General features: G+C 60.4%; 32 protein-coding genes and 1 other RNA gene. 13 read left to right on the plus strand and 20 right to left on the minus strand.

Annotation, left to right across the window (positions count from 1 at the left end; all coding sequences use genetic code 11):
• Positions 1-4: 4 nt before the first annotated feature.
• From ACJ8IN_RS14785 to grcA, 3 genes are all read right to left on the minus strand, one after another.
• Positions 5-760, minus strand: a complete 756-nt coding sequence (locus tag ACJ8IN_RS14785) for an ankyrin repeat domain-containing protein (RefSeq protein ID WP_308325973.1) — start codon at positions 758-760, stop codon at positions 5-7.
• Complete coding sequence (locus ACJ8IN_RS14790; protein ID WP_308325974.1) at positions 753-1,715, minus strand: phospholipase; 963 nt, start codon at positions 1,713-1,715, stop codon at positions 753-755. The genes ACJ8IN_RS14785 and ACJ8IN_RS14790 overlap by 8 nt, the downstream gene beginning before the upstream one ends.
• A gap of 183 nt (positions 1,716-1,898) precedes the next feature.
• On the minus strand, positions 1,899-2,282 hold the full coding sequence (gene grcA, locus ACJ8IN_RS14795; RefSeq protein WP_004929114.1) for an autonomous glycyl radical cofactor GrcA: 384 nt from the start codon (positions 2,280-2,282) through the stop codon (positions 1,899-1,901).
• 346 nt (positions 2,283-2,628) lie between these two features.
• Here grcA and ung point away from each other — a divergent pair, with 346 nt between their 5' ends.
• Positions 2,629-3,312 carry a uracil-DNA glycosylase gene (gene ung / locus ACJ8IN_RS14800; protein WP_055317291.1) on the plus strand — a complete coding sequence of 228 codons (684 nt, stop codon included), beginning with the start codon at positions 2,629-2,631 and terminating at the stop codon, positions 3,310-3,312.
• Between the two features lie 56 nt (positions 3,313-3,368).
• Here ung and grpE read toward each other — a convergent pair whose 3' ends face one another.
• Complete coding sequence (gene grpE / locus ACJ8IN_RS14805) at positions 3,369-3,953, minus strand: nucleotide exchange factor GrpE (RefSeq protein WP_025159545.1); 585 nt, start codon at positions 3,951-3,953, stop codon at positions 3,369-3,371.
• Between the two features lie 125 nt (positions 3,954-4,078).
• Between grpE and nadK the strand changes: the two genes are divergently transcribed.
• The 3 genes from nadK (at position 4,079) to bamE (ending at position 7,284) form a co-directional block, all read left to right on the plus strand.
• Complete coding sequence (gene nadK, locus ACJ8IN_RS14810) at positions 4,079-4,957, plus strand: NAD(+) kinase (RefSeq protein ID WP_019452304.1); 879 nt, start codon at positions 4,079-4,081, stop codon at positions 4,955-4,957.
• 86 nt (positions 4,958-5,043) lie between these two features.
• Positions 5,044-6,705: a DNA repair protein RecN gene (recN, locus tag ACJ8IN_RS14815; RefSeq protein ID WP_047570813.1), complete on the plus strand. Its 1,662-nt coding sequence runs from the start codon at positions 5,044-5,046 to the stop codon at positions 6,703-6,705.
• 240 nt (positions 6,706-6,945) lie between these two features.
• Positions 6,946-7,284, plus strand: a complete 339-nt coding sequence (gene bamE / locus ACJ8IN_RS14820; protein ID WP_004929101.1) for an outer membrane protein assembly factor BamE — start codon at positions 6,946-6,948, stop codon at positions 7,282-7,284.
• Positions 7,285-7,402: 118 nt separating this feature from the next.
• Here bamE and ACJ8IN_RS14825 read toward each other — a convergent pair whose 3' ends face one another.
• Together ACJ8IN_RS14825 and ACJ8IN_RS14830 are read right to left on the minus strand one after the other, a co-directional pair.
• A complete protein-coding gene (locus ACJ8IN_RS14825) occupies positions 7,403-7,687 on the minus strand; it encodes an RnfH family protein (protein ID WP_004929098.1) in 285 nt (94 codons plus the stop codon).
• Entirely contained in the window at positions 7,680-8,114 is a 435-nt protein-coding gene (locus tag ACJ8IN_RS14830) for a type II toxin-antitoxin system RatA family toxin (protein WP_060423847.1), read from the minus strand. The genes ACJ8IN_RS14825 and ACJ8IN_RS14830 overlap by 8 nt, the downstream gene beginning before the upstream one ends.
• A 161-nt stretch (positions 8,115-8,275) precedes the next feature.
• Between ACJ8IN_RS14830 and smpB the strand changes: the two genes are divergently transcribed.
• Together smpB and ssrA are read left to right on the plus strand one after the other, a co-directional pair.
• A complete protein-coding gene (gene smpB, locus ACJ8IN_RS14835; protein ID WP_033654311.1) occupies positions 8,276-8,758 on the plus strand; it encodes an SsrA-binding protein SmpB in 483 nt (160 codons plus the stop codon).
• Positions 8,759-8,807: 49 nt separating this feature from the next.
• Positions 8,808-9,171: a transfer-messenger RNA gene (gene ssrA, locus ACJ8IN_RS14840) on the plus strand.
• Positions 9,172-9,305: 134 nt separating this feature from the next.
• Here the strand turns inward: ssrA and ACJ8IN_RS14845 are convergent.
• From ACJ8IN_RS14845 to ACJ8IN_RS14855, 3 genes are read right to left on the minus strand one after another with little or no spacing between them, the layout of a single operon-like run.
• Positions 9,306-10,442, minus strand: a complete 1,137-nt coding sequence (locus tag ACJ8IN_RS14845; protein ID WP_041036389.1) for an HlyD family secretion protein — start codon at positions 10,440-10,442, stop codon at positions 9,306-9,308.
• A gap of 9 nt (positions 10,443-10,451) precedes the next feature.
• Positions 10,452-10,796, minus strand: a complete 345-nt coding sequence (locus ACJ8IN_RS14850; RefSeq protein ID WP_047570808.1) for a DUF3302 domain-containing protein — start codon at positions 10,794-10,796, stop codon at positions 10,452-10,454.
• 38 nt (positions 10,797-10,834) lie between these two features.
• Positions 10,835-11,488: a DUF3313 domain-containing protein gene (locus ACJ8IN_RS14855; RefSeq protein WP_308325975.1), complete on the minus strand. Its 654-nt coding sequence runs from the start codon at positions 11,486-11,488 to the stop codon at positions 10,835-10,837.
• Positions 11,489-11,623: 135 nt separating this feature from the next.
• On the opposite strand from ACJ8IN_RS14855, the gene ACJ8IN_RS14860 reads away from it, so the two are divergent.
• Positions 11,624-12,559, plus strand: a complete 936-nt coding sequence (locus tag ACJ8IN_RS14860) for a LysR family transcriptional regulator (protein WP_308325976.1) — start codon at positions 11,624-11,626, stop codon at positions 12,557-12,559.
• Between the two features lie 54 nt (positions 12,560-12,613).
• Here the strand turns inward: ACJ8IN_RS14860 and ACJ8IN_RS14865 are convergent, their stop codons facing one another.
• From ACJ8IN_RS14865 to ACJ8IN_RS14875, 3 genes are all read right to left on the minus strand, one after another.
• Positions 12,614-14,275, minus strand: a complete 1,662-nt coding sequence (locus ACJ8IN_RS14865; protein ID WP_308325977.1) for a DUF2534 family protein — start codon at positions 14,273-14,275, stop codon at positions 12,614-12,616.
• 71 nt (positions 14,276-14,346) lie between these two features.
• Positions 14,347-14,763: a DUF2946 domain-containing protein gene (locus tag ACJ8IN_RS14870; RefSeq protein ID WP_308325978.1), complete on the minus strand. Its 417-nt coding sequence runs from the start codon at positions 14,761-14,763 to the stop codon at positions 14,347-14,349.
• 111 nt (positions 14,764-14,874) lie between these two features.
• The gene (locus tag ACJ8IN_RS14875; protein WP_308325979.1) at positions 14,875-15,327 is read right to left on the minus strand and encodes a GNAT family N-acetyltransferase; all 453 of its coding nucleotides are present in this window, start codon (positions 15,325-15,327) and stop codon (positions 14,875-14,877) included.
• Between the two features lie 98 nt (positions 15,328-15,425).
• Here ACJ8IN_RS14875 and ACJ8IN_RS14880 point away from each other — a divergent pair, with 98 nt between their 5' ends.
• Complete coding sequence (locus tag ACJ8IN_RS14880) at positions 15,426-16,160, plus strand: class I SAM-dependent methyltransferase (RefSeq protein WP_033649792.1); 735 nt, start codon at positions 15,426-15,428, stop codon at positions 16,158-16,160.
• Positions 16,161-16,222: 62 nt separating this feature from the next.
• Here ACJ8IN_RS14880 and ACJ8IN_RS14885 read toward each other — a convergent pair whose 3' ends face one another.
• A complete protein-coding gene (locus ACJ8IN_RS14885; RefSeq protein WP_060428540.1) occupies positions 16,223-16,720 on the minus strand; it encodes a GNAT family N-acetyltransferase in 498 nt (165 codons plus the stop codon).
• Positions 16,721-16,805: 85 nt separating this feature from the next.
• Here ACJ8IN_RS14885 and ACJ8IN_RS14890 point away from each other — a divergent pair, with 85 nt between their 5' ends.
• Complete coding sequence (locus ACJ8IN_RS14890; RefSeq protein ID WP_047570798.1) at positions 16,806-17,732, plus strand: LysR substrate-binding domain-containing protein; 927 nt, start codon at positions 16,806-16,808, stop codon at positions 17,730-17,732.
• On the opposite strand, the gene ACJ8IN_RS14895 is transcribed toward ACJ8IN_RS14890, so the two are convergent.
• Complete coding sequence (locus ACJ8IN_RS14895) at positions 17,727-18,242, minus strand: DUF1543 domain-containing protein (protein WP_047570795.1); 516 nt, start codon at positions 18,240-18,242, stop codon at positions 17,727-17,729. The genes ACJ8IN_RS14890 and ACJ8IN_RS14895 overlap by 6 nt on opposite strands.
• A gap of 120 nt (positions 18,243-18,362) precedes the next feature.
• Between ACJ8IN_RS14895 and ACJ8IN_RS14900 the strand changes: the two genes are divergently transcribed.
• Positions 18,363-18,545 carry a YodC family protein gene (locus tag ACJ8IN_RS14900; RefSeq protein ID WP_047570793.1) on the plus strand — a complete coding sequence of 61 codons (183 nt, stop codon included), beginning with the start codon at positions 18,363-18,365 and terminating at the stop codon, positions 18,543-18,545.
• A 32-nt stretch (positions 18,546-18,577) separates the two neighbouring features.
• Here ACJ8IN_RS14900 and ACJ8IN_RS14905 read toward each other — a convergent pair whose 3' ends face one another.
• Positions 18,578-18,856, minus strand: coding sequence for a GNAT family N-acetyltransferase (locus tag ACJ8IN_RS14905; protein WP_025303974.1), 279 nt, complete (start codon positions 18,854-18,856; stop codon positions 18,578-18,580).
• 1 nt (position 18,857) lies between these two features.
• Complete coding sequence (locus ACJ8IN_RS14910) at positions 18,858-19,088, minus strand: (4Fe-4S)-binding protein (protein WP_060428538.1); 231 nt, start codon at positions 19,086-19,088, stop codon at positions 18,858-18,860.
• A 192-nt stretch (positions 19,089-19,280) separates the two neighbouring features.
• Between ACJ8IN_RS14910 and ACJ8IN_RS14915 the strand changes: the two genes are divergently transcribed.
• Complete coding sequence (locus ACJ8IN_RS14915) at positions 19,281-19,694, plus strand: DoxX family protein (RefSeq protein WP_033635670.1); 414 nt, start codon at positions 19,281-19,283, stop codon at positions 19,692-19,694.
• Positions 19,695-19,744: 50 nt separating this feature from the next.
• Here ACJ8IN_RS14915 and smrA read toward each other — a convergent pair whose 3' ends face one another.
• On the minus strand, positions 19,745-20,317 hold the full coding sequence (gene smrA / locus ACJ8IN_RS14920; RefSeq protein WP_308325980.1) for a DNA endonuclease SmrA: 573 nt from the start codon (positions 20,315-20,317) through the stop codon (positions 19,745-19,747).
• A gap of 184 nt (positions 20,318-20,501) precedes the next feature.
• Between smrA and ACJ8IN_RS14925 the strand changes: the two genes are divergently transcribed.
• Together ACJ8IN_RS14925 and ACJ8IN_RS14930 are read left to right on the plus strand one after the other, a co-directional pair.
• The gene (locus ACJ8IN_RS14925) at positions 20,502-20,837 is read left to right on the plus strand and encodes an MbeD/MobD family mobilization/exclusion protein (RefSeq protein WP_033635672.1); all 336 of its coding nucleotides are present in this window, start codon (positions 20,502-20,504) and stop codon (positions 20,835-20,837) included.
• 67 nt (positions 20,838-20,904) lie between these two features.
• Positions 20,905-21,351, plus strand: coding sequence for a DUF1198 family protein (locus tag ACJ8IN_RS14930; protein WP_025303978.1), 447 nt, complete (start codon positions 20,905-20,907; stop codon positions 21,349-21,351).
• 25 nt (positions 21,352-21,376) lie between these two features.
• On the opposite strand, the gene ACJ8IN_RS14935 is transcribed toward ACJ8IN_RS14930, so the two are convergent.
• The 3 genes from ACJ8IN_RS14935 to ACJ8IN_RS14945 all read right to left on the minus strand — a co-directional run bounded on the left by ACJ8IN_RS14935 (position 21,377) and on the right by ACJ8IN_RS14945 (position 23,983).
• Entirely contained in the window at positions 21,377-21,715 is a 339-nt protein-coding gene (locus ACJ8IN_RS14935; RefSeq protein ID WP_016929830.1) for a DUF2002 family protein, read from the minus strand.
• Between the two features lie 91 nt (positions 21,716-21,806).
• A complete protein-coding gene (locus tag ACJ8IN_RS14940) occupies positions 21,807-22,988 on the minus strand; it encodes an MFS transporter (RefSeq protein WP_308325981.1) in 1,182 nt (393 codons plus the stop codon).
• A gap of 98 nt (positions 22,989-23,086) precedes the next feature.
• Positions 23,087-23,983, minus strand: coding sequence for a LysR family transcriptional regulator (locus ACJ8IN_RS14945; RefSeq protein WP_308325982.1), 897 nt, complete (start codon positions 23,981-23,983; stop codon positions 23,087-23,089).
• Positions 23,984-24,034: the final 51 nt, after the last annotated feature.

Genomic DNA, 24,034 nt, shown 5'->3' on the forward strand with positions numbered 1-24,034 from the left:
GCGTTTACGGCTGCGCGTAGTGCGTGGCCAGGCGGTGCCCCTGCAGCCATTTGTCCAGTTCGCGGAACTGCGCCTTCAGCTCGTCATTCTGCAAATGCGCCGGCGTTTGCGAGAAATAAAACTGGAACGCAAAGCCCTGCTGGTTGCGCGCCCGGGCATCGGCCCCGGCCTGCAACAACAGCAGCGCCAGGTGCGGCGCGTTAATCTTCGCCGCCAGATGCAGCGGGGTATCCCCCAGCCGATCGCTCAAGGTGGTGTCCGCCCCGGCCGCCAGCAACAGCCGCAGCTGCTCTTCGCGCCCGGCCAGCACCGCCGCCGCGAGCGGCGTGGCGCCGGTAACGGCATTGCGCACGTTCACCGGTGCCCCTTCGGTCAGCAGCAACCGCATGTACTGCGCGTCTTGCAACATCGCCGCGGTGTGCAGCGCGCTGTTGCCGTCCAGCCCCGCCGCCGCCGGGTCGGCCCCGAGATCCAGCAACGCCTGCACGCTACCCGGCTGCTGCGAAAGCACCGCCCACTGCAACAGCGTGACCTGCCGATCGCCCCGCTCGCGCAAACGATCCTGCGTGGCCTGCGCACGGATGTCCTGCGTATCGCCGCGCGCCACCGCCTGAGCCAGCGCCAGATTGCTGTGGCCGTCAAACGGCGAAATCTCCTGCCCCATCTGTTGCTCCTTAGCCATCATCAGTAAACCGGTCACCGCGACCAGCGCCAGTAAGGCTATCGCCAGCGCCCACCGCAAGCGACGCCCTTCAGGCATTAGCCTTCGCCTCCCACGGCTTTTGTTCCGCCATCGAGCTTATCACCTTGTCGATGCCGTGCGCCGTCAGGCTGCGATCCAGATGCTTGCTCGGCCGCCAGTCATCGATGCCGGTCAGGGTATCGTTGTTGGCCAGGGTGATGTTGTGGCCAATGGCGTCCGGGATCAGCGAGGTCGATTCCTGGGTGCTGGTCAGCATGTCATATTGCTCGCTGTAGCGGCGAATGCTGCCGGCTTCGGCATCTTTCTTCGCCGCCGTCGGATCGATGCCCAGGCGATTCAGGGTGTAATCCGAGACCCCGGCCGCGTTGAAGGTGACCGCGACCGTGCCGGTCGCCAGCGCCGCCGTGGCCGCCAGGCCGCCGCCGAGCGAATGGCCGGCGATCACCAGCGCATCGCCGAAGGCCGCCTTGGCGCTTTTGGCAGCGGCAACCGCCTGATTGTACTGCACATCGTCATAGCCCGTCGCCTGCCGCACGTTGCTCAGCCAGTCGCGCCAGTCGTTGGTACCGGCGAACGCCAACACATACTGCTTGTCGTTGCTGTAAATCCCAGCCTGGAAACCGCTGCCCGCGTCGTGCAGGCTGGCGGGATCGATGCCGAAACCGAGCAGCGCGCTGTCGCTCAGGCGGTTGAACCCGGCGGCACCCTGGCCATTGAGTGAATAAACGTCCTTGGCCAACAGCGCCAACGCATAATCCCCCTCCTGCGATTGCTGCCCCCGCGTCACGCCCGGCGCTGCCGCCGCCGTCGGCGCCGCCGCTGAGATATCGTCGACCAGCGTATTCAACAGATTCTGCGCATTGAGCGTGTTCTGAGAGGGAGAGGCCACCGGCGCCGGATTTGCCGGTGCTGCCGCGGGCTGCGCCGCCGTCGCCGTCTCGGCAGCGGCGCGAGGCGTAGGGATCGCGGCCACCGGGGATACTGCAGAGGTAAAACTTAAAGGCATACTCATGCCGACTCCTTGTCGATAGACTTTTTATTGAGCACCTGAATAGGTACTGATTTAGCTATCGGCAGGTCGGATGAGTTCTGTATTAGAAATGCTTATCTTTGTGCAGAATGTGATCCGCGTTCGATTTTCGGCCGTCAAACGCAGAAAAGGGAGCCGAAGCTCCCTGATTGACTGCGCCGCAAATTACAGGCTTTCGGTAAAGGTGCGGGCGATAACGTCGCGCTGCTGTTCCGGCGTCAGGGAGTTGAAGCGCACCGCATAGCCGGACACGCGGATGGTCAGCTGCGGGTATTTTTCCGGGTGCTTGACCGCGTCTTCCAGGGTTTCGCGACGCAGCACGTTGACGTTCAGGTGCTGACCGCCTTCCACGCGCACGGTCGGCTGCATTTCCAGCGGCACTTCACGGTATTCGATCTGGCCGAGGTCGCTCACCGCGACAACCTGATCTTCCGCGTAGTTGGCCTTGGCGCACACGCAGCGAGCTTCCGCTTTTTCATCGTCCAGCAGCCAGAAAGAATTCACCAGCGCCTGGTCGTTCGCTTTGGTAATTTGAATACCGGTAATCATTATGTTGCCTCCGTACAAGGGCGTAAAAATTCACGTCGTGAGAAAACCCAATTCTGGTTTCGGCCATTTGGTAAAACCATTGTTGTCTTGTTGTTCTGTATACCAGCCTGACCGGGCCAGTTCCTTGATTAAAGTCAATTTTTACCGGGTAGGCACAAGGCGTGAAGGGGCAAATTTATGTTTTATATCAATTTTCCCACTGCGGCAAAAACCAATTATTTTTGTAAATTTTCAAAATTAATTGCATAAGACGCAGCGGCGAGAAATGAAAAGCGGGTTTCGCTGCGCGAGCCGACACGGTAAGCTATAGCCCATGAATTGCTAAAGAAAACAAAGGAGAGCGTTTATGGCCACCTCCCTCACCTGGCATGACGTGATCGGCAAAGAGAAAGAGCAGCCCTATTTTGTTGAAACGCTCGCCTTTGTTGCCGCTGAACGCCAGGCCGGTAAGACCATTTATCCACCGCAGAAGGACGTGTTCAACGCTTTCCGCTATACCGAGCTGGCGGACGTCAAAGTCGTCATCCTCGGCCAGGATCCGTATCACGGCCCCAATCAGGCGCACGGCCTCTCTTTCTCGGTGCGCCCCGGCGTGCCGGCGCCGCCGTCGCTGGTGAACATGTATAAAGAGCTGGCGGCCGACATTCCCGGCTTCGAACGCCCGGATCACGGCTACCTGCAAAGCTGGGCTGAACAGGGGGTGCTGCTGCTCAACACCGTGCTGACGGTGGAAGGCGGCCGCGCGCACTCGCACGCCAACCTGGGCTGGGAAACCTTTACCGATAAAGTGATCGCCGCCCTGAACGAGAACCGCGAAGGCGTGGTGTTCCTGCTGTGGGGCTCGCACGCGCAGAAGAAAGGCAACTTTATCGACCGCAACCGCCACCATGTGCTGAAGGCGCCGCACCCGTCGCCGCTCTCCGCGCACCGCGGCTTCCTCGGCTGCCGCCACTTCTCGCAGGCCAATCAGCTGCTGGAGCAGCAAGGGCTCACGCCGATCGACTGGATGCCGCGCCTGCCGCAGGCGTAGTCCAGAGACAGAAAAGGCACCCTCGGGTGCCTTTCTTTATGCCGTTGCCGGGGCGATTACGCCTTGGCTTTGGAGACCGCAACCATCGCAGGGCGCAGCAGGCGGCCGTTCAGCGTATAGCCTTTCTGCATCACCATCATCACGTGGTTCGGCTGGTGATCGGCGGATTCCATCATGCTCATCGCCTGATGCACTTCCGGGTTGAACGGCACGTTGACGTCGCCGACGATCTCGATGCCGTATTTGCGCACCACGTCCAGCAGCGATTTCAGCGTCAGCTCGATGCCTTCGATCATCGCGGCCAGTTCCGGGTTGTTTTTATCCGCCAGATCCAGCGCACGCTCCAGGTTGTCGATCACCGGCAGCAGATCGCCGGAGAATTTCTCCAGGGCGAACTTGTGCGCTTTCTCGACGTCCAGTTCGGCGCGGCGGCGGATGTTCTCCGCTTCGGCTTTGGCGCGCAGCAGGCTGTCGCGCTCGTGCTGCTGAGCTTCCGCCAGTTGGGCTTCCAGTTCGGCGATACGCGCATCGCGCAGATCGACGCCTTCCGCCGCTTCCGGCAGCGTATCCTCGTGGTGAGCGTGTTGTTCCATTTCTTCCGAGACTTGCTCGTTTGGCGTCTTCTGTTCTTTACTACTCATGAATATCTCCGCGTTTTAGCATTAATCTCGCAACTTGGCTTATTATGGGGATCAAAACCGGGGTTTCAAGTCAACCGGTCACAATGTGGGGCATAAACGGCTCCCGGTGAGGAAAATCACAACAAATGAATAAAAAATTCGCCTGTATTGGCATTGTTGGCCACCCGCGTCACCCTTCAGCGCTGGCAACCCACGAGATGCTGTTCCACTGGCTGGTCGCCCGCGGCTATTCGGTGATGGTCGAACGCCAGATCGCTCATGATTTAGGGCTGAAAGACGCCGTGACCGGCAGCCTGGCGGATATCGGCCAGCGCGCCGACCTGGCGGTGGTGGTCGGCGGCGACGGCAACATGCTCGGCGCCGCGCGCGTGCTGGCGCGCTACGACATCAAGGTGATCGGGGTCAACCGCGGCAACCTCGGCTTCCTCACCGATCTCGATCCCGACAACGCCCTGCAGCAACTGGCGGACGTGCTGGAAGGCGAGTACATCGACGAACAGCGTTTCCTGCTGGAAACCATCGTGCATAAAGAGCACCAGCAGTGCCGCATCAGCACCGCCATCAACGAAGTGGTGCTGCACCCCGGCAAAGTGGCGCACATGATCGAATTCGAGGTGTACATCGACGATCGCTTCGCCTTCTCACAGCGCTCCGACGGCCTGATTATCGCCACGCCGACCGGCTCCACCGCCTACTCGCTCTCCGCCGGCGGACCGATCCTCACCCCGTCGCTGGAGGCGATCGCGCTGGTGCCGATGTTCCCGCATACCCTCTCCGCCCGGCCGCTGGTGATCAACGGCGACAGCACCATCCGCCTGAAGTTTTCGCAGATCGGCAGCGATCTGGAGATCAGCTGCGACAGCCAGATCGCGCTGCCGATCCAGGAAGGCGAAGAAGTGCTGATCCGCCGCAGCGATTTCCACCTGAACCTGATTCACCCAAAGGACTACAGCTATTTCAACACGTTAAGCACCAAACTGGGCTGGTCGAAAAAATTGTTCTAAAATCTGTGCCGGCCACTTTACTGTATATAAAACCAGTTTATACTGTATGAAACTACAGTTATGTGTTTATACACAGGAAGGTTCCCATGCTGGCGCAATTAACCATCAGCAACTTTGCTATCGTTCGTGAGTTGGAAATCGATTTTCAACCGGGTATGACGGCGATCACCGGTGAAACCGGCGCCGGCAAATCCATCGCCATCGATGCGCTGGGGCTGTGCCTCGGCAACCGCGCCGACGGCAACGTGGTGCGCCTGGGAGCCGCCCGCGCCGACATCTGCGCCCGCTTCTCGCTGGCGGACACCCCGTCCGCGCGCGAGTGGCTGGAGCAGAACCAGCTGGACGACAGCAACGAATGCCTGCTGCGCCGGGTGATCAACGCCGACGGCCGTTCGCGCGGCTTTATCAACGGCACCGCCGTGCCGCTGTCGCAGCTGCGCGAGCTGGGGCAACGCCTGATTCAAATCCATGGCCAACACGCCCATCAGCTGCTGCTCAAGCCGGAGCACCAAAAATCGCTGCTCGACGCCTACGCCGACGAACCCGCCCTGCTGGCGGCGATGAGCCAGGCCTACCAACGCTGGCACCAGAGCTGCCGCGAGCTGGCGCACCATCAGCAGCAGTCCATCGAGCGCGAAGCGCGCAAGCAGCTGCTGCAATACCAATTGAAAGAGCTGAACGAATTCGCGCCGCAGGCCGGCGAGTTCGAACAGACCGACGCCGAGTACAAGCGCCTGGCCAACAGCGGCCAGCTGCTGACCCTCAGCCAGCAGACGCTGCAGCTGCTGGCCGACAGCGACGAGAACAACATGCTCAGCCAGCTATACAGCGCCAAGCACCTGCTGCTCGAGCTGGCCGGGCTGGACGACAAGCTCAGCGGCCTGCTGGACATGCTGGAAGAGGCTTCTATCCAGATCAGCGAAGCCAGCGACGAGCTGCGCCACTACGCCGATCGCATGGATCTCGATCCCAACCGCCTGCACGAGCTGGAACAGCGCCTGTCGCGCCAAATCAGCCTGGCGCGCAAACACCAGGTTGCGCCGGAAGAGCTACCGCAGCTGCATCAGCAGTTGCTGGATGAACAGCAGCTGCTGTCGCAGCAGGAAAGCGACCATGAACACCTGAACGAGGCGGTCACCCTGCATCACCAGCAGGCGCTGGCGCTGGCGGAACAGTTGCATCAGAAACGCCTGCATTACGCCGCCGAGCTGACCACGCTCATCACCGACAGTATGCAGGCGCTCTCCATGCCGCACGGCAAGTTCAACATCGACGTGCGTTTCGAGCCGCAGCATCTGAGCGCCGAAGGGGCCAGCCGCACCGAGTTCTGCGTCTCCACCAACCCGGGGCAGCCGCTGCAGCCGCTGGCGAAGGTCGCCTCCGGCGGTGAGCTGTCACGCATCGCGCTGGCGATTCAGGTGATCACCGCCCGCAAGATGGAAACCCCGGCGCTGATCTTCGATGAGGTGGACGTGGGTATCAGCGGCCCGACCGCCGCCATCGTCGGCCGCCTGCTGCGCCAGCTCGGCGAATCCACCCAGGTGATGTGCGTGACCCACCTGCCACAGGTGGCCGGATGCGGGCATCAGCACCTGTTCGTCAGCAAGCAGACCGACGGCACGGTCACCGAAACCCAGATGGCGCCGCTGGATAAACGCGCCCGGCTGCAGGAGCTGGCGCGCCTGCTCGGCGGCAGTGAAGTCACCCGCAATACGTTGGCGAACGCCAAAGAACTGCTGGCGGCATAAAAAAGCTCAACTTTTTCACTTTCCTGCGGTCTGACAGTGACGCTGTTGACCCGAAAGATATCTAAAGTGCGGCGCGGCGGCGATCCTAAGCCTCCTCAACGGCCTGAAACAGGCCAAGCGCTTGAGGTGCTGAAAGAAAGCCAACGCGTCGCAACGTGAAAGATGAAGGGTATAAAGGTTTCCAACTGCCGCAAGGTCTATTATCATCGGCATCCTATGCCCTAAAGGAATGTGATTACTATGCGCTGTAAAACGCTGACTGCCGCCGCTGTAGTTCTTGTGATGCTGACTGCAGGCTGTTCTACTTTTGAAAAGGTGGTTTATCGTCCTGACATCAACCAGGGGAACTACCTGACGTCGACCGACGTGGCGAAAATTCAGAAAGGGATGACCCAGCAACAGGTCGCTTACACATTGGGCACCCCAATGCTGCAAGACCCGTTCGGGACTCAGACGTGGTTCTATGTGTTCCGCCAGCAGCCTGGCCATGAAGACATCACCCAGCAGACGCTGACGCTGACCTTCGACAGCGCAGGCGTGTTGACCGATATCCAGAACAAACCGGCGCTGACCAAGTAATCGGCGCAGCCCGCTCTTCCGGCCCATGAGGGGGCATGGTGTTCCTCATGACAGTCGCAGGCTGCAACGCGGAAGAGAAAATCAGTTTCAGATAAAAAAATAAGGCGCTCATAGCGCCTTATTTTTTTGCCTTCTCTGCTCGTTGCCGGCGCAGCTCTTTCGGATCGGCTATCAGCGGCCGGTAGATCTCCACCCGGTCGCCGTCGTTCAGCGTATCGCCCAGCTTGGCCGGGCGGCTGTAGATGCCGATTTTGTTGCTCTTGAGATCGATATCCTGGCGCAGCTCCAGCAGGCCCGAAGCCTGGATCGCCTGCTCGACACTGCTGCCCTCGGCCAGTTTCACCTTGCGCAGGTACTGACGCTCCGGCAAGGCGTACACCACCTCGACCTGGATGTCAGACACTGTAGACCTCTTTCGCCCGCTGGGTGAATGCCTGCACCATGCTGCCCGCCAGCTCTTTGAACACCTTGCCGAACGCCAGCTCAATCAGTTTATTGGTGAACTCGAAGTCCAGGTGCAGCTCCACCTTGCAGGCCTCTTCGCTCAGCGGCGTGAACTGCCAGCCGCCCATCAGCTTGCGGAACGGGCCATCGACCAGTTGCATATTGATGCTCTGGTTATCCAGCAGCGTATTGCGCGTGGTAAAAGTTTTGCTGATACCGGCCTTAGCGACGTCCACCGCGGCGGTCATTTCATTGTTGGTAGCATTAAGCACCCGGCTGCCGGTGCAGCCTGGCAGAAAATCGGGATAAGAATGAACATCGTTAACCAACTGATACATCTGCTCGGCGCTGAACGGCACTAATGCAGACCGACTGATCTGGGGCATATCATTTCCTGTGAGACATAAAACGTACAGATAATACCATTTATCTGGCGGCAAACAAAAAATCTGCTAAGGGATGGGGGCGCCAAAAATGCGAAAAATTGCGCAGGTGCTGAACGGGAAAGGATTTCTTTCGCTGAAGCATCCAGTATAATGAACGCACTATGACAAAGAAAAAAGCACACAAACCCGGTTCCGCCACCATTGCTCAAAACAAGCGCGCGCGTTTCGAATACTTCATTGAAGAAGAGTTCGAGGCGGGCCTGTCGCTGCAAGGGTGGGAAGTTAAATCGCTGCGTGCAGGCAAAGCCAACCTCAGCGACAGCTACGTGACGTTCCGTGACGGTGAAGCCTATCTGTTTGGCGCCACCATCACCCCGCTCAACGTGGCTTCGTCGCATGTGGTGTGCGATCCGACGCGTACCCGTAAACTGCTGCTGAAACGACGCGAGCTGGATACCCTGCTCGGCCGCGTCAACCGCGATGGCTACACCGTGGTGGCCTTGTCCCTGTATTGGAAAAATGCCTGGAGCAAGATCAAGATCGGCGTAGCCAAAGGCAAGAAAGAGCACGACAAACGCGATGACATCAAAGATCGCGAATGGCAGACGGCGAAAGCCCGTATCATGAAGCACGCCAATCGTTAAGCCGCTGGCTTATCGAGGTAAACTTCTGGTATACTGCACAAAGTTACTTGGGGCTGATTCTGGATTCGACGGGATTTGCGAAGCCCTAGGAGCATGCCGAGGGGCGGTTGGCCTCGTAAAAAGCCGCAAAAAAATAGTCGCAAACGACGAAAACTACGCTTTAGCAGCTTAATACCCTGCTTAGAGCCCTCTCTCCCTAGCCTCCGCTCTTAGGACGGGGATCAAGAGAGGTCAAACCCAAAAGAGATCGCGTGGACGTCCTGCCTGGGGCTGAAGCGTTAAACTCAATCAGGCTAGTCTGTCAGTAGCGTGTCCATCCGCAGCTGGCCGGCGAATGTAAAGATTGGACTAAGCATGTAGTGCCGACGGTGTAGTAATTTCGGACGGGGGTTCAAATCCCCCCAGCTCCACCAAATACGTCGCCAGTGAACCAGATAGACCCGGCGATAATAGCGAAAAAGCCCACAACTTCGGTTGCGGGCTTTTTTGTTTTTGTCGTATTCCGAAGGCTCACCCCACGGCCCGGGCCCCCCCGGGCCAATGCAGGCTAGTGATCCAGATAAAGATAATGCAGCCAGCTGGTCATGCGCAGCAGCACTTTGCGCATCACGGAGACGTGCTCGAAGTGCCCGGTATAGACCGCCGCCTGAGCGCTCACGCCGTCGGGCAAGTGAGCCAGATCCGGGTTGGCCGCCAGGTCAATCATCACGTACACCCCTTCCCGGCCCGGTGTGGCGCTCAGGCCCTGCAGTGCGCCGCTGGCCTGGTAGCTGCCGTCCGGTATCGCCGGCAACACCCGGCTTACGGTGCCGCCGTAAACCTGTCCCGGCAAGCCGTTGAACACCACCTCGGCCTGATCCCCCTGCGCCAAACGCAGGATGGCGTTCTGGCGGAACACCGCCACCACCTGGCGCTTTTGCTGCGGGATAAAGATCATCACCGGTTTGAACGGCAGGCGAACCGCCGCCGTGCCCGGCCGCGCCAGCACCTGCGTGACATACCCGTCGCTCGGCGCACGCACCACCGTTTGTTCCAGGTTGTAACGCGCCTCGGCAATTTGCGATTTCAGGCTGGCGATCGTGGCGTCTTCACCGTCATAGCGCCCGGACAACCGCGCCTGTTCCTGTTGGAACTGAGCTTTCGCCGCCTGCAGCGCCGCGGATTGCGCCTGGTACTGCTGCTGCGCATGGCTGACGTCCTGCTCCGAGAACGGGTTGACCGGCATCGCCGCCCCTTTCGCGTAGCGCTGGTAATCCTTGCGGGCGCGCTCATACTCTGCGTTCGCCCGCTGCACGTTGGCGGCGGACTCGCTGAGCGCCGCCCGGCGCGTTCTTATCTCCGCCTCGGCCCCGGCCAGATCTGCCTCCAGCCTGGTGAGCCGCGCACGGTAGCGGCTGTCGTCAAGACGGAACAGCACCTCGCCTTTGCGCAGCAGCACGTTGGTTTTCTCCGTCACCTCAACGATCATGCCCGAGACCTGCGGCACCATCGGTACCGACACGGCGATCTTCTGCGCCCGATCGCTGTACGGATGGTTGTAGTTCATCGTCAGAATCAACGCGCCGACGATAACGATCCCGCCAAGCACGGCGGTCGGCACGGTCCATTTGTTGACCGGAATGCGAAACAGTTTAAATACGCCGTAGCTCAGCGCCACGTAGCTGAGAATAATGAGCAAATCCATAGGCTACGCTCAACTTGCCGTAGGGCCGGAAACCGCCGTCGGCTTTTCCTGCAGGCGTTGCAATTCGGCTTCGAGCAGCGCGATGCGCGCCTGCAGATCCGTTGAAGGTTCTGCCTTCTCACTCATGCCCCAGCCGCGTTCCGGCCGATAGAGCGTTGCCCAGATCCACAGCAGCGGCCAAATGGCGTGCAGCGTAAACAGGCTGACCCAACCGGCAACGTGAATCGCATCTTGATGGGGGTGCCGGCGTTTTTTGGCCAGCAAATAGGGAATGTCATGAATAATAATGACGCCGTAGAATAAAATCAGGAATACCGCGATCAGTACGCCTAAAGCGAAATAGTCAAGAAACATGTAAAGTCCTGGCTGAGAATAACGAAAATAAACGAGGTTTATAGCGTGTTATATTGTCTGATATCGTTGGCGATGGTATCGATGGCATTCTTCACGTCGGTGACTTTAAGCTGCGCTTTCTCGTTATTGAGATTTTCCCCCGAAGCCTTGCGCACCACCTTAATGACCGGCTGATTGGTCGCGGCATCGATAAACTCGCCTTCCATATAGACCGCGCTCTCCATGGTGCGATGGCCGGTCACGCTTTGCGTCGCGGCGATCAGCAGGGTGATCGGCAAGACTTCATAGATTTGCAGCCCCTTCTTCTGCGTGTCGATCGCCGTGATGGCGCCGCGGAAAATCAGCGTATGCTCGCGCGGCATGTCCACCAGCGTAAAGTGGGTGCCCATCGCCTGCTTAAACTGCTGGTTGGTATAGTTCAGAATATTGTCGAGTGAACGCTGGCTCACCATCTCGCTCGGCTTCGGCCGCGGGAAATAGATCATCGGTTGATAAACCAAATATTGATAATGGGAAAAATCGACGTTCTTATCTTTCCAATATAAAACGTCTTTGCCGGACGCGGATTGACCTTTATTGATATCGTTATAATTGGTCAGAAAGGTCGAGTATTTTTCTTTTTCGGTCACGGCGGAAGAGCACGCGGCCAGTAATAACAGCGCAGGCAGAATAACCGCTCTTGTCACTTTCATTGACGGATTTCTCTTTATTTTGGTGGATAGCAAATAATCAAATCGAATGATACCCACCCGCCCGTGATAAGTCATATGACAATGCCGCCAAAGGTGTATATCATTTTTGATATACAAACTCACAAGAGCCGGCCAGTGAAAGAGAAAGACTTCCGCATTGAAGAACTCAGGATTGTCCGCATCATTGCCGAAACGGCGAGCGTCAGCAAAGCGGCGCAGCGGTTGGACATGCCGCAGTCTAACGTGTCGCGCGCCCTCACCGCGCTGGAACGGCGGCTCGGGTTGGAACTGTTCCTGCGCGGCCCGCGTACCCTGGCGCTGACTGAATTCGGCGAGCAATTCTTGCGGCGCGCCTCGCAGTTGCTGGACGAACACAGCGATCTGCTCGATATGTCCGGCACCTATAAACGCAGCCTGAACGGCATGGTCACGCTCGGCGCGCCGATAGGCATCCACGCTTTCCTGGCCCGTTATTTACTGCCGCCGCTGCTGCACGCTGCACCGGCGCTGACTGTCGATCTGGTGACCCGCAACCCCGACGAACGCGAGAAAAAGTACGGCGCAGTGTTCGACAGCGACTGCGATTTGCTGATCAGCTTTTTCCAGCCGCAAAACGAAAGCCTGATCGCCAGGCCCTTCACCCGTTTTCGCGTCGGGCTGTTCGCCGCACCGGATTACATCGCCCGCTCGCCGCTGACAGCGCTGGATGAACTGCCGCAGCATCGCTGCATTACCTTGCGCATGCTGGGCGGCATTCGCAATACCTGGAGCGGCTACAGTGCGCAGGGGGAGTTGGTGCAGGTCGAGATCAACGGCGCCAGCGTTTGCGATAACATTCTGCCGGCGATCGAGCTGGCCAAACAGGGCCTGGGCATCGTCTACGCCCCGTACTATTCCGTCGCCGCCGAGCTGGATGCCGGCACACTGCTGCCCTGCCTGGCGCGCGAGCGCGGCATCGATATGCAGGCCTACCTGATCTACCGCCGGCGCGGCGTGTTGCCGCACCGCGTGCAGGTGACGATGGACAGCATCATGGAGAGCGTTAAGCTGCACGCGCACCGCCTGATGTAACAAGAAAAACCCCGCCGCAGCGGGGTTGAATGCTTTGCGTCGGCGAAAAATGCCTCACCGCCCCTCTTTCTCCCCCAGGAAGAAATACCACAGCGGAATGGAAAGCAGCAGGGTGAACACCAGCGTATACAGCAGCACCATCAGGCTCTGCATGATCACCATCTGGGCGCTCCAGGCGCCGATCGGCAGCTGGAATTGCTCAACGGTGCCGCCGAGGATCGCTCGGCCCATCACGCAGCCGACCGCCACCGCCACCGTCGCCACCGCCGCGCGGAACTTACGCACCTCGGCGCGGCGGGCGGCCGCTTCCGGCGTTTCGTCCCGGTGGCCTTGCCGTTGGCCGCGCCAGCGCCACACGTCCACCAGCAGCAACGCCGCGAGGCTCACGCCCATCACCGGCAGGCAATAACCCAGCGCCGCTGCCACCAGCAGCGTGCCGGCGCGCGCCGGTAGGGAAAGCGCCAGCCAGGCGGCGACCAGCGTATGCACCGGATGCTGCGCCCCCGCCGCCGGGCGGCGGATCCACCACATGCGGTAACCCAGCGCGATCATCAAGCACAGCCCAAGGCCGAACGCCGCCAGCAGCAGCTGATTCGGCAAGCCGAACAGAATGCCCATGTGGGCGTCGATGCCCCAGCGGGTCAGCTTGGCGATGAGTGGGAAGGTGTCGAACCGCACCTGATCGATGACGGCGAAGCTTTGCGGTGCGATGGCAACCGCGTCCACCTGCGTTGGCCAGCTGCGATCCACTTCGGTTACCGTCCAGGCTTTGCCCTCGCCTTTCGGCTGGCGCAGCTCAACCTTAGCGGCATCTATTCCGGCGGCGCGCGCAGCGTGCAGCGCCCGATCCCAGTCGCCGTTCAGCGCATTGCTCTGCGCGGCAGGGCCCATCTTCATGCTCGGCATCATCCCGCGGTGCTCGGCGTGCGGATCGGCCGGCGTCTGCGGCGCATCGGCCTGCAGGCTGGTGTTGACCTGCGGCGTCAGCCAGCCCAGATTGGCCCGCAGCACGTCGATGTTGCCGCCGGCCCACTGCGACCAGGTCAGCCCGGTAGCCGAGAAGAACAGCAGCCCGGCCAACAGCGCCACACCCAGCGTGATATGCCAATGGCGGCTGGCTGCGAAGCCCCCTTTCGCCCTTTTCAGCTTGCGCTTCGGCCGCGTCGCCAGCCACAGCGCCACGCCTCCCAGCGCGGCCACCCACAGCCAGGAGGCCGCCAGCTCGCTGTAGTTGCGCCCCAGATCGCCGAGCAGCAGGCTGCTGTGCAACTTATCCAGCCAGGTGCGCAGCGGCAGCACGCCGGAGGTGCCGTACACCGTCATATCGCCCTTGATCGCCAGGGTATAAGGATCGACAAACAGCGCGCGCGACTCGGAAGCGCCCAGATCGGCGCCCGCGAATTGTACGCGCGTGGTGTCCATTGCGCCGGGTGCCGGGCGCACGGCGTAAATGCGCGCCTCGTCACCCACCGCGCGGCGGGCGGCGGCTATCTGGTCAGCCAGCGATCTCGCCTGCCCGTGCGGTTCGGTGAAAAGCGCATCGTGATACAGCGTCTCTTCAAGCTGCGGCGTCAACACATACAGCGTGCCGGTCAATGCAGCGACCAGAATAAAAGGAGCGACCAGCAGGCCGATATAAAAATGCAGCCGTCTGATCAGGTTCAGCATCGCGCCACGCGGCGATGCGGCAGGTGGAGTTTTGGTTATTGAAGACATGGCCTTTCTCGTTTTTCAAACTGTGCGCGCAGGCAAACCGTCCGCAGCGATACGGACGGCGTTACCCATGATCAAGCAATAGGGAAAAACGGTTGGCCGGGTGGCCCGCGCGGGCTCGGCCGCAGAGTCAGGCGCCGAATGGGCGGAGAAACGATGCGCGGCGCGCAAGGCAGGCGCACGATGCGCGCCATCAGCCACAGCAGCGGGACGAATGTCCACAGCAGCAGCGGCACGTGGATCAGCAGCTCGCAATAGCCGCAGAAAATCATCTCCCCAGGATCCATGCCGTGGTGGCCGGCATGCTCGGCGGCGGGCATCGCCATCGCGTGCATGTCGTGCGGCATAGCGGCTGCCGTCTGCGTCATGCCGCCAATCATCGGGTGGTGCGTCAGCGATTTCGACACCATCGGCGCCACAAACAGCAACAGCACCGCCATAATGGCGATGCAGGCGGTAAAGCGTTGCTGTAGCTGACGTGGCACTCTCATCGCGGCGGCGAATTAACCCGGTCGGTGGCGAACAAGCGGCCAGTGTAACCGCGATGCGCGGTGAGGTGAAAGAAAAGTCAGGTTTGTCTTACGCGCACCCGGCGGCGGCGATCACAGCACCCGCGAATAGACCCGCGAGGCTTCGCCCCAGGGGTGATACCCGAGCCCGTTATAAACGAAGCCGCTGCGCTCGTAGTAGCCTTCCAGATCGGTGCACAGGTGCAGCTGCGGGAAGCCCAGCCGGCGGGTTTCCGCCGCCACATGCTCAATCAGTTTGGCGCCGTGGCTCCGGCCGCGCTGCGCTTCCTCTACATAGAGCGCACACAGCCAGGGATACAACTCCCCACGGCTGATAAAGTCGTTGGTGATAAGCCCCGCGCAGCCGAGGATCCGGTCATTTTCCATCAGCAGGTACCACTGCGGCAGCGGGTTGATGGCGCCGAGGCTGCGGTTGATGGCGTCTTCATACATCATCAGCGTCTCTGCCGTGGCCCAGTGCCGCTGAAAATACGCAATGGCGCGCGGCGCCAGCTCGGGCGCTTGCCGCACCGAAATCATGTCCATCGTCATTCCTGTTATCCATGTTGTCAGCGTAGAATTATGCAGCAATATGCACGGTATGGCAGCGGCATTCCGCCGCCGTCATTCACTAAGGAGTCATCATGACGCAAAACATCTATGACAATCAGGCCTTTTTCGACGGCTATGCGCAGCTCAGCCGCTCGCAGCACGGCCTGGACGGCGCGCCGGAATGGCCCGCCATCCGCCGCATCCTGCCGGATTTGCAGGGCAAAAGCGTGGTCGATCTCGGCTGCGGCTACGGCTGGTTCTGCCGCAGCGCGCGCGAACAGGGCGCAGCCAGCGTGCTGGGGCTGGACGTCTCGGAAAAAATGCTGGCCAAAGCACGGGAGATGACCGCCGACGCGGGCATCGCGTATCGTCGGCAGGATTTGGCGCAGCTGCAGCTGCCGCCGGAAAGTTACGATCTGGTCTACAGCTCGCTGACGCTGCACTACCTCGAGGATCTGGCCGCGCTGTTCGCCACGGTTTACGCCGCGCTGAAACCCGGCGGGCAGTTCATCTTCACCGCCGAGCACCCGATCTACACCGCCCCGGCGCAGCAGGGCTGGCTGACCGACGGCAACGGACAGAAATCCTGGCCGGTGAACGGCTACCAGCGAGAAGGCCAGCGCGTTTCCAACTGGCTGGCGGAAGGTGTCATCAAGCAGCACCGCACGCTCGGCGGCTATATCAACCCGCTGGCGCAGCAAGGCTTTATCATCCAGCATTTGAACGAATGGGGCCCCAGCGCGCAGCAAATTGCCGCTAATCCGGCGCTGGACGAAGAGCAGGAGCGCCCGATGATCTTCATTCTCGCCGCCCGCAAACCCGCCTGATTGATCCGCAGTAAACCGTTCACATCACCACAGTTGGGGAGGCCGCCTCCCCCCAACGGCTATTATGCCGGCAGCGCCGCCCCGTGCGCCGCGAAGTGCGTCAGCGCCTCGCCTTCCATACGATAGCGCACCCACTCGCCCTGCGGCTGCGCGCCGATGCTGAGGTAGAAATCGATGGCCGGTTGGTTCCAGTCCAGCACGCTCCACTCCAGGCGGCCGCACTGCCGTTCGCACGCCAGCTGGGCGATGTGCCGCAGCAGCTTTTTACCGGCGCCCGCGCCGCGATGCTTCGGCGCCACGTACAGGTCTTCCAGATAGATGCCGTTTTTACCCAGCCAGGTGGAGTAACTCATAAAGAACACCGCATAACCCGCCGGCTCGCCGTTTACCGTACAAACCAGCGCTTCGGAACAGGCGCCCGGCCCAAACAGGCTGCGTTCGATATCTTCCACGCTGGCCAGCACCTGCTCGCGCGCCTTTTCGTACACCGCCAGCTCGATAATCATATCCAGAATCAGTTTGGCGTCGCTTTTTTGCGCCGGGTAAATCTCAATGGTCATGGCAAATCCTGAGTGTGTTGATGGCTGTGCTTGCCAGCATATCGCGCCTCAAATACTGTATGAACTGCATTTTCATCAACAGGTAATGAATATTATGCATCTGGATTTGAAACGCCTCGATCTCAATCTGCTGCTGGTGTTCGAAGCAGTGTATCGGCTGCGGTCTGTAACGCGCGCCGCGGCGGAGCTGGCTCTCAGCGCGTCGGCGCTGAGCCACGCGTTGATCCGGCTGCGCAAGGCGCTGGCGGACGAGCTGTTTTACCGGGTCGGCAACGACATGCACCCGACCGTGTATGCCGACAGCCTGGCCCCGACCGTCAGCGAAAGTCTGGCGCTGCTGGCCAAAGGGCTGCATCCGCGCCCGCGCTTCGTTCCCGCCGAAAGCCGGGAGAGCTTCACCTTCGCCATTACCGATTACACCGCCTTCGCGGTATTTCCCGCGCTGATGGCGCAGATGCAGCGCCTGGCGCCGGGGCTATCGTTCCAGCTGCGCTATTCTGAGCGCAAGGTGGCGCTGAACGATCTGCTGGCGGGGCGCATCGACTTCGCGCTGGGCTTTACCGAAACCGACGGCGAAAGTTACCCGGAGATCGACGAGGTGAGCTGGCTGGAGGATGAGTATGTGGCGATTTGTTCGCCCGCATTCAGCGTCAAATACGGCGAACTGACGCTGGAAAACTACCTGCGGGCGCGCCATCTGGTGGTGACGCCATGGAACGAACAGCGCGGCGTCATTGACTACCAGCTCGATAAGCTGGGGCTGCAGCGCGATATCGCCATCCGCACGCCTTCGCTGCTGGGAGCGCCGTTCATCGTCGCCGACAGCGAACTGGTGATGAGCATGCCGCGCTACGCCGCGCAAAAATTGCGGCAGGCGGCGGCGCTGACTATCCATCCCCTGCCGTTTCCGGTGCCGCCGTATCAGATCAAAATCTACCTACACCGCAAGAACGGCCGGCCGGAGGCCTGCCGCTGGTTGCGGCAACAGCTGCAAGCGCTGGCGGCGTTATAAAGCGGGTTCGCCGATCGGCAGATACCCCTGCCACAGCGGCCGGGCCGGTTTGCCGTGCGGGTTAGCCCGCAGATGCACGTGGTAGCCCTGCAGCGCCTGCAGCAGCAGGCAGTCGTCCACCTCGGCCAGGTCATCCTTGTGCTGCTGCGCACTGTCCGTCAGCAGCATCCGTTTGGCTTTGTCCTTCGCCTCGTCGGCAGAGCGCGCCACAAACAGGCCGAACTGGTGCAATTCCGCCAGCTCATCGCTGCGGTAGCCGCCTACGTTGACGAAAAACAGCTTCTCTTCACCGGCGAACGGCGCAGGCTCCAGGCTCACGTCGTAACCGTCCGCCCAGTCGATGCGCGCATAGCCGTCGACATGCACTTTGCGCTTATCGCCGAACCACTTTTCACGCAGCAGCGGATACGCCTCTTCCGGCCGATCCGCCGCCGCAAACTGCACGTCGTGCAACTCAATATTGGCGCCCGGCGCCGTACCGCCCACATAAAACATCAATAATCCCGGCATGTTAGTCTGCTCTCCTTGGTGATAATCGCTATATAAAATAATACATAGCGAAACTCGTGCCAACAGCGGCGCCATTCTGTGTTATCAATAGGTGAGGTTTAATCTGTTGTGGAGGAACGCATGGCATTCAATATCGGTGATTTTGTTCAACGCACCACCGGCGGCCCAAAGATGACCGTGGTGGCGATCGACGGCGAAACCCTGATTTGCAGCTGGAATGAGCTGGGCAAAGAGCAGCGCACGGAGGTGCAGGCCAGCGACGTGGCGCTGTACCACGAAGACGGCGATTTCGGCGTCTGCTGAATAACCGGGGCGCGCCGCGCCCCGTTATCGCTTCAGGCGCGAATGTCCTGATAGGCCGGCGTGGTATCAAACTCATGCTTGGCGAACGGGCATAGCGGAATGATTTTACGCTGCTCCGCGCGCATTTTCTCCACCACCAGCGCCACCAGCTTTTTACCGACGCCCTGCCCCTTCAATGACTCATCCACCCAAGTGTGATCAATAATGGTCAGCTTGTCGCCGCTCGGCACGAAAGAGATCTCGGCGATCAGCTTGCCTTGTTCGTCATTGATATAAAAACGCTTCTCGTCTGCCAGTATTTTATGATCCATATTATTTCTCCCTATATTTCAGTGCGCCGCTGGGGCAGGTGTCGATGACGCGTTTCACTTCGGCCGGCTCGGCATGGTCCGGCATAATCCACGGGCGGCGGTTCAGGTTAAAAATAGCCGCGTTGCCACGCACGCAGTTGGCGGAATGGCGGCAAACTGCACGGTTAAAATAAACGTCAATCTTATCACCGGAATAACGGCGGTAACCGGCGGCGGTCAATTCCTCGTCCATCTTGGCCTCACATTGCCTGTTTTATTGTTTTTGCTCCGGGTTCAAGTATAGGCAATGCCGCCGGCTTCACCACGCGTCTCGCACACCGAAAAAAGTGGCGCAACCGCCCGTCGCCGCTAGAAAAAAACGTAAATTGTTCTAATCTTTATTCAGTAAGACAACATAATTCCGACAGTGGCTAAGGAGTTCGAAATGGGTGATAGCTCAAAAGACGGCGTCATTCTGCTGTCCCGCATATTACTGATGATTCTGTTTATCATTTTCGGCTGGATGAAATTGGTCAACTTCGGTGCGACCGTCACGGCGATGGAAGGCTATGGCACACCGATGCCTTATTTGGCGGCGATCGTTGCCGTGCTGGTGGAGTTTATTTTCGGCATCGCGCTTATTCTCGGTCTGTTTACTCGCCCTATCGCGGTCATTTTCGCCCTGTATGTTTTGGGCACCGCGTTTATCGGCCATCCGTTCTGGAAAATGACCGGCATGGAAATGATGGGCAACGAAATCAACTTCTTTAAAAACATCAGCATCATTGGCGGCTTGCTGTTGCTGGCAGTGACCGGCGCCGGCCGTTATTCGCTGGACTATAAAATATTTAATAAATAATTCATCGATGGCCGGCGACTCTCGCCGGCCATTTTATTTCCGCTATCCTTTCAACGGCTGCGCTTGGCGTGGCGCTCAAAGTTTTCCGCCCTGGCCTGCGCCGATTTTCGCAGCGTGACGTAGCAGGCGCCCTCGCCGCCGTCGCGCGGTAAGGCGCGGCAAAACGCCTGCACCTGTTCAAACTGCGCCAGCCATTTGGCGACGTAACTGCGCACGATATTCGGATGGCTTTCGTTCTGCCGCCCGCGGCCGTGCACGATCAGCAGCGAACGCAGGTTTTGTGCCTCCGCCTGCATAATGAAGCGAAACAGCGCCTGCCGGCTGGCTTCGACCGGCTGGCGCAACAGGTTCAGCGACGCCTGCGGCGGGTAACGCCCGTTGCGCAGCTTGTCCAGCACGCCCTGCTGAATGCCTTCCCCTTTGAATTCCAGCGGCTGTTCACAGGGGACCACCTCGAGGAAATCGGTGCTGAGGAAGTTTTCCTGCCGCAGCCGCTGCGCTTCGCGCCGCGCGCTTTTGTCCAGCGTCTCCTGCGGCTTGAGGTACAGCGTCTGCCGCCCGCTCGCCAGCGGCACCACGTCCGCCATCGCCTGTTCAAAAAAGTCTTTTTCCTGCTCGCTCATCTTCCACCTCTCTTGAACGGCAGCCTTTACGGCCGGGAATGGGGTCGATTGTAAGACGCCTTGCCACGGTTGCAAGCCGGGAATTGTCAGCGGCATTTGTCTCATTTGTCGTCAACGGGTGAGCTTGCGAACAGTTTTCGCTATACTGCTAAGCCATCATTGAGTGCCGCAAAGGATCGAGCCCATGACAATGCGCGAGCTGGAAATCCAGTTTCAAAATGCGATGAATGAGTTGCAGAGCAGCTTCGAACGGCAACACCGCGAATGGCAGCAGAGCTACCAGGCGCTGCAGCAACTGCTGGAAGAAGCCAAACAGCGCGAAGCCGCGCTGCGGGCGCAGAATGAACAACTGGCGCGCAAACTGAGCACCGCCAGTTCGGTGCCGGAGCAGCATGCGCTGGTGAAGCAGATCAAAATGCTCGGCGCCCATCTGGACGCGCTGGCCAAAGACGCGGCCACCTTCAATCACCACCTGCGTCAACAGGGCGCGGTCGGTAATTTCAGCGGCGAACAGCATTGATAGCGGGCGCTGTCGCACAGCGCCTCCCGCCCCTCTTCTGGCGTATTGAGAGTGTAATAAAGCCTAAATGACCTGGATCATCCTCGCCGCCCTGATCGTCGTATTTATCATCGGTTACCGCATCCTGACGTCCGACACCCGCAAAGCCATCGATTCGCTGGCCCATCTGCTGAGGGTCAAGCCGATGCTGATCGAATCGATGATCCAGGAGATGGGCGGCCGCCAAAGCCAGACCTTTATCCGCATGCTGAACAACGGCTACACCGAAGAGATGCACCAGGCGGCTTACCTGCTGTTCATCTACCTGACGTTCATCAAACAGGCGGACGACGAGCAGATTGCCCTATGGCGCGACGTGCTGCTGCGCGCCGGGCTGTCGCCGGAGCTGCACGCCGAGCACACCGAAGCGGCGCTGTTTTACTTCGCCGAGCTGGATATCGATGCGTTTGAACTGGCGCAGTTCCGCCGAGCCTACAATGAGCGTTTCAACCGCGAAGCGTTGGCCCACGGCTGATCGCGTCCCCCGGGCGGGGGACCGATTACAGGAACATGCTGTAGAGGTAGCGCGACAGCGCTTCGCGTGAGCTGAAGCCGTGTGCGATGCCGTAACGCTGGTTCGGGGCGTCGCTGCTTAAATCCAGGGGAAACTCCAGATACTGCTCGCTGGTGCGCACCGGAGAGGTCGGCGTGGCGAAATGCACGCTTCTCTCTTTCAGCGCCGGGTGGATCACCAATGCGGTTCTGCCCATCCGCGCTTCGCGATTCACATACACGTAGTGTGTACCCTTGCGGTAGCCATAGGCCTGGTCGGTGACATAATCACGCTCAAAGCCGGTATTCTCCAACACTTTAGCCACTTCATCCGGCCGTAAATACATCGATTCCTCCTCTCATTCTGGACCGCTGAGCGACCTTACCGTAATCATTCACCGAAACAATGATTTTCTGGGGAGGAATCCGGGTTTCAGACTATTCCTGAATGGCTCGGCTGCGCTGCAGCAGACGCAGGGTGAGCAGCACCCCGAGCGCCACCAGCAGCGCCGCCGCCAGATAGATCGACGGCACGCCCGCTTGCCCAATCAGCAGCCCGGCCAACGGCCCGGTGATGCCCAGCGCCAGGTCGAGGAATGCTGAATAGGTGCCGAGCGCCGTGCCCTGGTTCTGCGGCGGCACCTGTTTCACCGCCTCGACGCCCAGCGCCGGGAACACCAGCGAGAAACCGGCGCCGGCCAGCAACGCGCCGGTTTGCACCATCCAGGGTTCGCCGGCCTGCCAGATCAACAGCAACCCGACGATCTCGACCAGAAACGACGCCAGCGTCACCTTCAGACCGCCGTGGCGGTTGATGACGTTGCTGAAGATCAGACGGATGCCGACGAAGGCGCAGCTGAACAGCGTCAGCGAAAACGCCGCGCCGCTCCAACCTTTGTCGGCGTAGTAAAGGGTGATGAACGTGGCGATCACGCCAAAGCCGACGGTGCCCATCGCCAGCCCGAGGCCATAGGCCCAGATGCGGCCGAACACCGCGCGGAAAGCGATGCGCTGCCCGGCGGTGATCGAAACGTCCGGCTTGCCGCTCGCCAACAGCAGCGCCACCGCGACCGCCAGCACGATCAGCGCCGCCACCCCGGCCAATCCCCACTGCTGATTCAGGTACACGCCGAGCGGCGCCCCGGCCGCCATCGCCCCGTAGGTGGCGACGCCGTTCCAGGAAATCACCCGCGCGGTGTGCATCGCTCCGACCCGGCCGATGCCCCACAGCGTGGAACCGGTGCTGGCGAAGCTTTCGCCGACGCCGAGAAACACCCGCCCCACGCACAGCAACAACAGGCTGAGCCACGGGTAACCGTCAACGCCGAACGCCAGCGCATAAAACAGGCCGCTGGCGCCGCAGCACGCCAGGCCGAACAGCACCACCTTTTTCGGCCCCAGCTGATCGGCATAGCGCCCGGCGTGCGGGCGGCTGAACAGCGTGGCGAAGTACTGCGCGCTGATGATAAGGCCCGCAAGCACCGAATTGTAACCCAGGTGGTCATGCACAAATCCCGGCAGCACCGCCAGCGGCAGGCCGATGGTCAGGTAGCAGACGAAGGTGAACATCACCACGGACAGAATGCGTCGGTTCAGTTGGAGGTTATTTTCTGCGGTCATCGAAGGTGGCTCGCATCGGACGGGATAGACAGAGATTGCCAGCATACCCCGATGGGATCTGATGATAAATGAGAGAGTTATAACGAATTATTATTTCGCTAACGGTTGGCCGCCACCCGCGCGCGCAGAAAATCGATAAACGCCCGCACCTTTTCCGGCACGTGGCGGGTATTCGGGTAGAGCGCGTAGATGCTCTGCTCGGGGAAACGGTGATCCGGCAGCAACCGCTGCAGCCGGCCGGCGTCGATTTCGGGCTGCGCCAGCCACGCCGGCAGCAGCGCCACCCCGGCGCCATGCAGGGCGAATGCCAGCAATGCCGCGGCGCTGTCGCCGGTGAGCGTCGCGGCGTCTACCACCTTGAACAGCACCGCTTCGCGCTGCGGCGTGACCACCTGCCAGCTGAGCGGCGAACTGAGCCGGCTGTGGGCGATCCACTGCGCCTGCGCCAGCTCGGTCAGCGAATGAATCGGCCGCTCGGCCAGGTAACCCGGCGACGCCACCGGAAAAATGGCGAAACTGTCGATCAGCGCCGCGCGGTGGCTGGAATCCGCCAGCTGGCCCAGGCGGATCGCCACGTCAAAGCGCTCCGAGATCAGATCGGCATGATAAGAAGAAGACACATGCTGGATGCGCAGCCGCGGATGCTGCCGCGAAAACGCCGCCAGCGCCGGCACCACCACCTGCGCGCCGTACTCCGGCGTGCTGGTGATGCGCAGCACGCCGCTCAGCCCGTGGTGATCGCGGCGCACGTCGTCCAGCACGTTTTCCGCCTCCTGCAGCAGCTGCAGGCTGCGCTGGTAAAAGCGTTCGCCGGCGTCGGTCAGCGACAGCCGCCGGGTGCTGCGCGCCAGCAGTGACACCCCCAGCTCGTTCTCCAACTGCTTGACGTTAAAGCTCACCACCGCCTTGGTTTGCCCCAGCGCCGCCGCCGCCGCGGTAAAGCTGCCCGCTTCCACTACCGCCGCAAAGATCGCCAGGCGCTGCAAATTCAGCATTTCGCCGCCCTTATTGTCAAAATCATTTTGACAGTGTAATCGCCCGCCGCC

It is taken from the genome of Serratia sp. CY31944, assembly GCF_052169175.1.
In the GTDB taxonomy this organism is placed as follows: Bacteria; Pseudomonadota; Gammaproteobacteria; order Enterobacterales; family Enterobacteriaceae; genus Serratia; species Serratia sarumanii.